The organism is Pseudonocardia bannensis, from assembly GCF_012911875.1.
Taxonomy (GTDB): domain Bacteria; phylum Actinomycetota; class Actinomycetes; order Mycobacteriales; family Pseudonocardiaceae; genus Pseudonocardia; species Pseudonocardia bannensis.
On the sequence record NZ_JAAXKZ010000185.1, the window covers coordinates 1 to 8,041 of the forward strand.

The window sequence follows — 8,041 nt, forward strand, 5'->3', positions numbered from 1 at the left end:
CCTACGGCCGCCCGGACGCGCTCGGCCTGCCCGAACTCGCCGTCGAGGACAACCGGGTCCTGATCCCGCCCGAGTGGGTGGAGGTGTTCGGCCGGCCGGACCCCTACACGCACTTCCGCGGCGGCGAGGCTGACCCGCATCATCGAGCCCCAGGAGGCGATCATGCGCGATGCCAAACGCTGGACCGTCATCGTCGACATCGACGAGCACGACGGGCGCACCCGGTCCGTCGCGCGGTTGCACACCCGCGAGAACGACCGGATGGTGGGTGTCGGGACGGCCCGGCTGAGTCCGGACGACCAGGACGTTCCGGAGATCGGCGACGAACTGGCCACCGCACGGGCCCTGGCCGAGCTCAGTCACCGGCTGCTGAACGCGGCCGCCGATGACATCGAGCACGTCACCATGAAGCCCGCTCACCTTCACCTGTAGGCGCGCCCGGACGTACCCGCGTCCGCCGGCCGGACCGAGACGGACGGCGAGAGGCCCCAGGGCCCGCCGGGGCAGGACGACCGGCCCTGCCGGGGCCCCCGGCTGCGCCTCACGCTGTGAGCGTGGACGAGCGGCAGCGCGAGCAGGACCCGTCAGCCGTGGTGGTGGGGGTGGACGGGACCCGGCTCGGGCTCCGGGCGGCCGCCGAGGCACGGGTGCGCGGCCTGCCGCCGCGGATCGTGCACGCGGCACCGTACGCCACCGGCTGCGGGGAGCCCCCCGAGGAGCTGCCGACTCCCCGTCCGGCCGCTCCGGCCCCCGAGCGTGCGAGCGTGACGGCCTCCGGCCGGCCCTCATATCCGGACCACCCGCACGATCTCGGTGAACTGTGGTGAGCGGGTGCCCGGACGCGCGCGCCGTGCGGTCCGGGGACGCCCGCGCGTGATGCCCCGGTCAGGAGCCCTGCCGATCGTCCCGGCGACGACGGCCCGGGCCCGGCGCGTGGCCGGGGGCGGTGGGTCGATCCGGCCTCCGGATCGATCGGGGAATCGCCGGCCCGGGCCGCATCGGTCCGGCGCCCGGTCGCGGCTCGGACGAGAGGCACGTCGATGATCGGTGAACGGATCAGCCTCGGGACCCTGCGGGCGGCGCTGGAGCTGGCGGGCCGGGCGCCGTCGGCGGACAACAGTCAGCCGTGGAGCTGGCGGTTCGGTGGCCGGACGCTCCAGCTCGACGCCGACCGGGCCCGGGAGCTTCCCGCCCGGGACCCGGAGGGCCGCGACATGGTGCTGAGCTGCGGCGCAGTGCTGCACCACGTCCGGGTGGTGCTCGCGGCGATCGGCGTGACCGCCGTGGTGCACCGGCTGCCCGACCCCACCCGGCCCGACCACCTGGCCGCGCTCGAGCTCTACTCGAGGCACTCGCCCAGCGCGGACCTGGGGCTGGCCGGGGCCATCAAGGTCCGGCGCACCGATCACCGGCGGTTCACCGCCTGGCCGGTCCCCGAGGGGTTCGAACGCGACCTCGTGCTGCGTGCGGCAGACCAGGGCGCCGCGCTGCGTCCCGTCGTCGACGCCGACGTACGGGCCCGGCTCGTCGCGGCGATCCGGGCCGCGGCGCGCCTGCCGGAACGTGTCTCCCAGGCCGCCGAGGAAGTCCCGGCGAACATGTCCGCCGACCGGGGCGGCCCCGGCGGCCCGACGATGCGCCGGACCGGCACCGGCACGCTGGCGCCGTCGGCGGTCCGGGGGGAGGACGACAGCGAGGACGGCGCCCGGTTGTATGCGCTGGGCACCGCCGCCGACAGCGCGCTGTGGCGGCTGCGGGCCGGCGAGGCCGCCAGCGCCGTACTGTTGCACGCCACCGAACTCGGCCTGGCGACCAGCCCGCTGAGCCGGCCGCTGGAGATCAGCGGCACCCGGGTACTGGTCCGCGACGAGGTCCTCGGCGGCGCCCTGTGTCCGCAGCTGCTGCTGCGCATCGGGTGGGCCCCGACCGGCTGCGCGCCACCGCCGCCGACCGCGCGCCGGCCGGTGGACGAGGTGCTCACCTACCTGCCGAACTGACCGCCCCGACCACGCTGACACGGGCCCGGGCGGGCGGACGGAACCTCAGCGGAAACGCCGGGTCCACTCCGGCCCGACCCGGTCCCACTCACGGGCCCAGCAGACGGCGTTGTGGGCCTCGATCCACCGCCGGAGACCGATCCACACACCCGCCAGCAGTCCCCACCCGGCCCCGAGGATCGCGGCGCCCGCGACGATCGCCACGATCGACGCGGAGGCCGCGGACGCCGGCGGGCCGACGAGGGCACCGCTCGGGTCGACCCAGACGCGGACCGGCGTACCGGCGCGCAGCATGCCATGCACCGTGACCAGCCCGGTGCGCTCGGCGCCGTCGGTCCCGGTCCACTTCGCGGGCACCCGGGCCGGGGGCAGTACCACGCTGCCCTCGGCCACGGGGAGCATCGGGGACTCCTCGAGCAGCACCGCCCGCACCGGGGTGCGCTCCCCGCGCTCCCGCTCGGCGCGATCCAGCTCGCGGCTGAGCACGGTGGATCCGGCCACGATGGCGGCCACCAGCGTGAGCAGTACGAGCGAGGCGGCGAGCCACGCCAGGACGTCCTCGAGCCGGTCGGTGCGCCGGCGGGGCATCCGACCCCCGGCAGGCGGGTGCAGGCGGTCGGGGTCGGCGCGCATCGCAGTCACCTCCCGGATCCATCACGTGCCGTCGCCGGTGTCGGGCCGGACGACCGCGACCGGGCACTTCGCGTGGTGCAGCAGTGCCTGGCTCACCGAGCCCAGCACCATCCCGGCGATTCCGCCCCGGCCCCGCGATCCGACGACGACCAGCTGCGCGTGACGCGACGCCTCCACCAGCGCGCGGGCGGGCCGGTCCCGGATCACTCTCCGCTGCACGGCGACATCCGGGAACTTCTCACCCCACCCGGCCAGTCGTTCGGCCAGCTGCAGCCGCTCGTCGGCCTCGATGACAGGCCAGTCCAGCAGCGGGGCCATGGTCGGCTCGACCATGAGGTCGTGCCAGGCATGCACCGCGATCAGCGGTACCCGCCGCGCGTCCGCGGCCTCGTACGCGAACGCGAGCGCGGCCTCGCTGACGGGGTGGCCGTCGATGCCGACGACCACAGGCCCCTCCGACCGGGGCGTTCCGCCGTCGCCCCCTCGAACCACGACGACCGGGCAGGCCGCCCGCGCGGCCAGCGCGACGGCCACCGAGCCGACCAGGAGCCCGGTGAAGCCACCGAGGCCGCGGTCGCCGAGGACGACCAGCCCGGCACCGGCCGACTCGGCGGCCAGCACCGGGATCGGATAGCCGGTCAGCACCTGTTCGTCGACGGCCGGATCGCGAGCGCTCAGCCGGGCCGCCGCCGCGGCCGTGGCCACCTCTCGGCGGGCGGCGTCGAGCAGTACGGCCCGGTGGTCCGCGCCGAGGCCGGGATCACCAATGTGCCCGGTGGCCATCCAGCCGAACGCGTTGACCAGCCGTAACGGCACCCGGCGCCGTGCGGCCTCCTGCGCCGCCCAGCGAACGGCCTCCTTCGAGGACTCCGATCCGTCGACGCCCACCACCACCGGGCGGCCGGACTCGTCGGACCTCATGACCTGCTCCTCCTCGATCGTTCGCGACGACGCTCCCAGTGCGCTCCGCCGCGCGGCAGCGGCGCCCGGCCCGTGGCGGGCGGGTCCTTCGGCCCGGTGATGCAGGCGTGCACCGGGGTGGCGCCACGGTGATCGTCATACCGCCGACCCCACGGGGACGGGCCGGGTATCCACCGGGTCCCCGGCACCCACCCGCAGCACGACCTGCGGGTACAGCCCGGGTCCGACCAGGCCGGTGAGCGTGCGGCGTACCTCGGGGTCCTCGACCGGCACCGCGAGGCCGGCGGCGGTGAGACCGAGGGCGGCGGCCGTCAGCTCGACCCGCCGCATCGCCTGTCCGGCCTGCAGCTGGGTCACGGGCCGGTCGTCGAAGCCACCGATCGTCACGGCCACGGGACCCGGATCCGCGTCGGCCGGGTGCACGGCGGCATGCCGGGGCAGTAGCCGGTCACCCACGGCGGGGACCCGGCGCAGCCATACGCCCTCGATCTCGGCGGCCCGGCGCAGCAACGCCACCGGCACCGGCCGCCGGTGGCGTGGCTGCCCGGGTGCCGGCCGCTGCGGGACGGTCTCGTGCAGTGCGAGCTCCTCCGGTGTGGGGTGCGCCCGCTCGCCGATGCGCAGCACGGCGAGAAGCCCGGGCTGGGCGGGGTCGGGGACCAGGCTCGTGACCGGCCTGCGGCCCTGCACGGAGACGGCGAGGCGCATGTCCAGCAACGCCGCCCCCGACACGATGCGCAGCTCACGCACTCCCGGGTCGTCCTCGGGCAGCGCCTTGCGGTTGGCCCGCAGCTCGAAGCCGCGGTCGATCCAGCGCAGCCGCCAGGGCAGTCCGATGCGCCGCGACGGAACGGCCGCCGCCAGGATCTCGGCCGGGCCGAGGCCGTCGGCGACGAGGGGATCGAGTCGATCGTGCGGAGCCGCGCGTCCAACCGTCATTCCGCGAGTCTGCGAAATGCGGCCACCGGCCGGGGAGTGCCGAAGGTCCCGTGGCCTGCGGCCGTCCGGCAACCACCTCGGGAGATGGGGACCTCCGGTCGCCGTGGCCGGGCCGAGCGGCCCTGCCGTGATCGAGGGGCGCCGCGCAGCCTGACAGTGGCCGGCGACGAACCGGTCCGTTCACCTGAGCTCGTCGAGGAGCGCCATGTCGACCCCTCCGACCCGACCCGCGGCAGCGCCGGAGAGCATCGGCGACGACCCGCCGGTGAGCGCGGTGATGACACGGCGGTTGGTGGCGATCGTGCCGGCCGCCCCGCTGGCGACGGCGCTGCGGCTGATGGCCGAGGCCGGCGTCCAGCACCTGCCGGTGATCGACGGGCAGCGCTGCCTCGGGGTCCTCACCGAGGCCGACGTGGTGCGCTGCATGGCGGGGTGGCCAGGCCCATCGGGGGCCGCCGCCGCGATGCTCGTGGGTGAGCTCTGCCGACCGGCCGAGTGCGTGGAGATCCGGTCGCGCCGGTCGGGGGTGGCCCGCAGGATGCACGCGAGCGGGGCCGATGCGGTGCTGGTCGCCCGCCAGGGACGCTTGCAGGGCATCGTCACCGCCTCCGACCTGATCCGGTCGCTGGCCGAGTCGGCAGCGGCTGCGGAGGCCGACGAGGGCGAAGACCGCCCCGACGCCACCGGGCGAGAACGCATGCGTGGTGCGGAGCCGGTGGACCGAGGTGCCGCGCAGGAGCCGTGACCCGGTCCTCGAGCCGGCACTGCCGCACCGCGAGCCCGCCCGACCGGGCCTCAACGATCACCCCGTCGAGGGGCCGTCGACCGGATCCCATCGGCAGAGGCCTTTCGGTCCTGTCCCGTCGCCGGCGTCACCGAGGAACCTGAACCGGGAGCCCCCGGGCGGCCGGGGCACGCCGAGGAGATCGTCATGCACCGCACCAGGCTCGCCATCGGGCTCGCGCTGTTCCTGTTCGGCACGAGCTTCGTGTGGTTCACCCCCGCGTTCCTCGGCACCGCGGAGCGACCGCCCGGGATGGTCTGGCCGGTGATCGAGGTGCTGGTCACGATCACCGTGCTGGCGGACACCGCCACCGGTTGGGCCGTGCACCGGGGCCTGACCTGGTGGCGCCGGACGGCGGTCACCGGCGCGGTCACGGGCGCCGTCGTGACCGTGATGTGGTGGATCGCGGTGTCGACGATCCCCCTGGTCCCGAACGTGGCGGCGAACATCGGGGTGCACTGGGTGGGGACGTTGCTGCTGCTCGGGCTCGCGCTGCTGGCCCCGGGAGCGGACCGCCCGCTCGGCATCGGCCTGTACCCGCCACCGCAGGAGCCCGGCCGGTGAACGGCCGTGCCCGCCGCGCGGCCGGGATCGCGGGGGCGTGCGCGCTGACCGTCGGCGGGTACGCGACCGCGCGCTGGGCCCGCTACGGTCACATCCGCCCACAGCGGCACCCGGCCGACCCGCTGCTCGACCGGTTCCTGCCCGACCCGGATGTCGACGAGTACCACCGGGTGCGGGTCCGGGCGCCCGCCGCGGTCACCTACACCGCTGCGCGCGAGATGGATCTGACGGCGTCCCCGCTCATCGAGCTGATCTTCCGCCTGCGGGCGCTCCCGCTCGCCCTGCACCGTCCTCACGAACGGCACGTCCGTTCACACCTCGTGGCCGGAAGTGCCGCTCAGCAGGAACCGGGCGGCGGGGGGACGGGGGCGGGGAGGTACCGAGGACTGGTGGACGAGGCCCTGGCGCTCGGGTGGGGCGTGCTCACCGAGGCGCCCGGGCGGGAGATCGTGGTCGGCTGCTACACGCAACCGTGGCACCGGCAGGTGCGGTTCCACGCGCTGGCCCCGGAGGACTTCGCCACGTTCAGCGAGCCCGGGTACGTCAAGATCGCCTGGACGGTCGGGGCCGAGCCGATCGGGCCCGGCGAGTCGATGTTCGTCACCCGGACCCGGGTCGCCGCGACCGATCCGGTGGCCCGGCGGCGGTTCCGCCGCTACTGGGTGCCGATGTCGGCCGGGATCGTGCTGATCCGGTACCTGAGCCTGCCGCTGGTGAAGCGGGAGGCCGAACGCCGGGCCGCGCGGGAGGTGATGGCCCGGTGAGGCGTCCTGCGCACGCGGAGGTTTGACCCGGGCCCTGACGGTCACCCGGCGCGGAAGCCGTGCAGGATCCGACTCCCCGGGTGGGTAGCCATGGACTACGACCGGTACCTCGCGATCGTCGCGCGCGAGGCGGACACCGACCGCGAGGGCGCCGAGCGCGCGACGCGCGCCGTGGTCGTCACGCTCGCACACCGGGCGCACGAGGGGCCGCTGGCCAACGTCACCAAGCACGTGCCCGAGCCGATGAAGGCCTGGTTCTCCCCGAAGCACCCGCGGGAGACGTTCGACGCCACCGAGTTCGTGCGCCGGGTCGCCGAGCGCGAGGAGGTCGACGCCGCCGAGGCCGCGCGGCATGCCCGCGCCGTGTTCCACGGGCTGAGCCGGGCCGTGCCCGCCGACGTCCTCGACGACCTGGTCGCGGAGCTGCCCAAGGACTACGACTCGCTGCTCGGCCCGGCCCGGCGCCCACCTCCCCCGTGGCCGTTCGAGGAGTTCCTCAGCCGCGTCGCCGACCGGGCCGACGTCGACCTGGAGACCGCCAAGCGCATCAGCAGGACGGTCCTGGAACTGCTCGGCGAGCGGCTCGCCGGTGGCGAGGTGCGGGACCTGCGCCACGAGCTGCCCCCCGAGCTGGGCGAACCGCTGCAGCGCGGCGACGAGGCCACCGGGGGCCTGGCCACGAAGATGTCGCTCGAGGACTTCTTGCAACGCATCGCCGACCGCGAGGGCGTGTCGCTCGACGTCGCCCGGACGCACGCCCGGGCCGTGCTGTCCACGGTGCGCGACGCGGTGCGGCCCAAGGAGTTCCACGACATCGCCTCGGAGCTGCCGCGCGTCTACATCGAGGAGCTCTGCTACCCCTGAGGTTCGGTGGTCCCGGCTCGGGGCCGCGGCCCCGGGTCAGCCGCTGCGCGTGCGGTCGCCGTGGCCCCGGTGGTCCTTGTCGCGCACGATCATCACCGGGCAGGGCGCCTTCCTGAGCACGGCGCGGGAGGTGCTGCCGAGCAGCAGCTCGCTCAGCGCCCCGTGGCCGTGCGCGCCGAGGACCAGCGTCTGCGCGTCGAGTTCCGACGCCACCTCGACCAGGGTGTCCGGGACCGTCCGGTCGTCGGCGACCACCCGCCCGGTGGCGTCCAGCCCGTCCTTGCGGGCGAGCGCCACGCCCTGCTCCGCCAGCCGCCGGGCCTGCTCGTACAGGGCCTGGTCGAGCTCGACGGCGGTACGCAGGTCGATCGGTGCCAACCCGGGCTCGATGGCGCGGCTCGGGATGTCGGCCAGGTCGAACGCCCGGCCCGCCTCCCAGACGACGACCACGACGGCCGGCCGGGGCGCCAGCACGAGGGCGGATTCGTGCAGGGCGCGCCGGGACGCGGGCGTGCCGTCGAAGGCGACCAGGACGGGGCCACGGAGCATGCCCCGACGCTACGCCGCCCGCGGGC

At 75.6% G+C, this 8,041-nt stretch carries 11 protein-coding genes; 7 read left to right on the plus strand and 4 right to left on the minus strand.

Annotated elements, in window-relative coordinates; all coding sequences use genetic code 11:
* Window positions 1–162: 162 nt before the first annotated feature.
* The 3 genes from HF519_RS28420 to HF519_RS28430 all read left to right on the plus strand — a co-directional run bounded on the left by HF519_RS28420 (window position 163) and on the right by HF519_RS28430 (window position 1,997).
* Window positions 163–432 (plus strand): DUF1876 domain-containing protein, encoded by a 270-nt coding sequence (locus HF519_RS28420; protein WP_169416061.1) that lies wholly within the window; start codon window positions 163–165, stop codon window positions 430–432.
* A 122-nt stretch (window positions 433–554) separates the two neighbouring features.
* A complete protein-coding gene (locus tag HF519_RS30715; protein ID WP_211170712.1) occupies window positions 555–827 on the plus strand; it encodes a hypothetical protein in 273 nt (90 codons plus the stop codon).
* A gap of 213 nt (window positions 828–1,040) precedes the next feature.
* Window positions 1,041–1,997 carry an Acg family FMN-binding oxidoreductase gene (locus tag HF519_RS28430; protein ID WP_169416062.1) on the plus strand — a complete coding sequence of 319 codons (957 nt, stop codon included), beginning with the start codon at window positions 1,041–1,043 and terminating at the stop codon, window positions 1,995–1,997.
* A gap of 45 nt (window positions 1,998–2,042) precedes the next feature.
* On the opposite strand, the gene HF519_RS28435 is transcribed toward HF519_RS28430, so the two are convergent.
* The 3 genes from HF519_RS28435 to HF519_RS28445 all read right to left on the minus strand — a co-directional run bounded on the left by HF519_RS28435 (window position 2,043) and on the right by HF519_RS28445 (window position 4,490).
* Window positions 2,043–2,630: an Rv1733c family protein gene (locus HF519_RS28435; protein ID WP_169416063.1), complete on the minus strand. Its 588-nt coding sequence runs from the start codon at window positions 2,628–2,630 to the stop codon at window positions 2,043–2,045.
* A gap of 21 nt (window positions 2,631–2,651) precedes the next feature.
* Complete coding sequence (locus HF519_RS28440) at window positions 2,652–3,551, minus strand: universal stress protein (RefSeq protein WP_169416064.1); 900 nt, start codon at window positions 3,549–3,551, stop codon at window positions 2,652–2,654.
* Between the two features lie 135 nt (window positions 3,552–3,686).
* Complete coding sequence (locus HF519_RS28445) at window positions 3,687–4,490, minus strand: nitroreductase family protein (protein ID WP_169416065.1); 804 nt, start codon at window positions 4,488–4,490, stop codon at window positions 3,687–3,689.
* 205 nt (window positions 4,491–4,695) lie between these two features.
* Between HF519_RS28445 and HF519_RS28450 the strand changes: the two genes are divergently transcribed.
* The 4 genes from HF519_RS28450 to HF519_RS28465 all read left to right on the plus strand — a co-directional run bounded on the left by HF519_RS28450 (window position 4,696) and on the right by HF519_RS28465 (window position 7,466).
* Window positions 4,696–5,235: a CBS domain-containing protein gene (locus HF519_RS28450; protein ID WP_169416066.1), complete on the plus strand. Its 540-nt coding sequence runs from the start codon at window positions 4,696–4,698 to the stop codon at window positions 5,233–5,235.
* A gap of 186 nt (window positions 5,236–5,421) precedes the next feature.
* A complete protein-coding gene (locus HF519_RS28455) occupies window positions 5,422–5,838 on the plus strand; it encodes a hypothetical protein (protein ID WP_169416067.1) in 417 nt (138 codons plus the stop codon).
* Complete coding sequence (locus HF519_RS28460) at window positions 5,835–6,602, plus strand: hypothetical protein (RefSeq protein ID WP_169416068.1); 768 nt, start codon at window positions 5,835–5,837, stop codon at window positions 6,600–6,602. The genes HF519_RS28455 and HF519_RS28460 overlap by 4 nt, the downstream gene beginning before the upstream one ends.
* 90 nt (window positions 6,603–6,692) lie before the next feature.
* On the plus strand, window positions 6,693–7,466 hold the full coding sequence (locus HF519_RS28465) for a DUF2267 domain-containing protein (RefSeq protein ID WP_169416069.1): 774 nt from the start codon (window positions 6,693–6,695) through the stop codon (window positions 7,464–7,466).
* Window positions 7,467–7,502: 36 nt separating this feature from the next.
* Here HF519_RS28465 and HF519_RS28470 read toward each other — a convergent pair whose 3' ends face one another.
* A complete protein-coding gene (locus tag HF519_RS28470; RefSeq protein WP_169416070.1) occupies window positions 7,503–8,015 on the minus strand; it encodes a universal stress protein in 513 nt (170 codons plus the stop codon).
* Window positions 8,016–8,041 lie beyond the last annotated feature (26 nt).

Excerpts from the sequence above, each read along its gene's own strand:
- HF519_RS28420 (WP_169416061.1), top strand. The coding sequence starts at position 163 with ATGCGCGATGCCAAACGCTGGACCGTCATCGTCGACATCGACGAGCAC.
- HF519_RS28430 (WP_169416062.1), top strand. The coding sequence starts at position 1,041 with ATGATCGGTGAACGGATCAGCCTCGGGACCCTGCGGGCGGCGCTGGAG.
- HF519_RS28435 (WP_169416063.1), bottom strand. The coding sequence starts at position 2,630 with ATGCGCGCCGACCCCGACCGCCTGCACCCGCCTGCCGGGGGTCGGATG.
- HF519_RS28440 (WP_169416064.1), bottom strand. The coding sequence starts at position 3,551 with ATGAGGTCCGACGAGTCCGGCCGCCCGGTGGTGGTGGGCGTCGACGGA.
- HF519_RS28445 (WP_169416065.1), bottom strand. The coding sequence starts at position 4,490 with ATGACGGTTGGACGCGCGGCTCCGCACGATCGACTCGATCCCCTCGTC.
- HF519_RS28450 (WP_169416066.1), top strand. The coding sequence starts at position 4,696 with ATGTCGACCCCTCCGACCCGACCCGCGGCAGCGCCGGAGAGCATCGGC.
- HF519_RS28455 (WP_169416067.1), top strand. The coding sequence starts at position 5,422 with ATGCACCGCACCAGGCTCGCCATCGGGCTCGCGCTGTTCCTGTTCGGC.
- HF519_RS28465 (WP_169416069.1), top strand. The coding sequence starts at position 6,693 with ATGGACTACGACCGGTACCTCGCGATCGTCGCGCGCGAGGCGGACACC.
- HF519_RS28470 (WP_169416070.1), bottom strand. The coding sequence starts at position 8,015 with ATGCTCCGTGGCCCCGTCCTGGTCGCCTTCGACGGCACGCCCGCGTCC.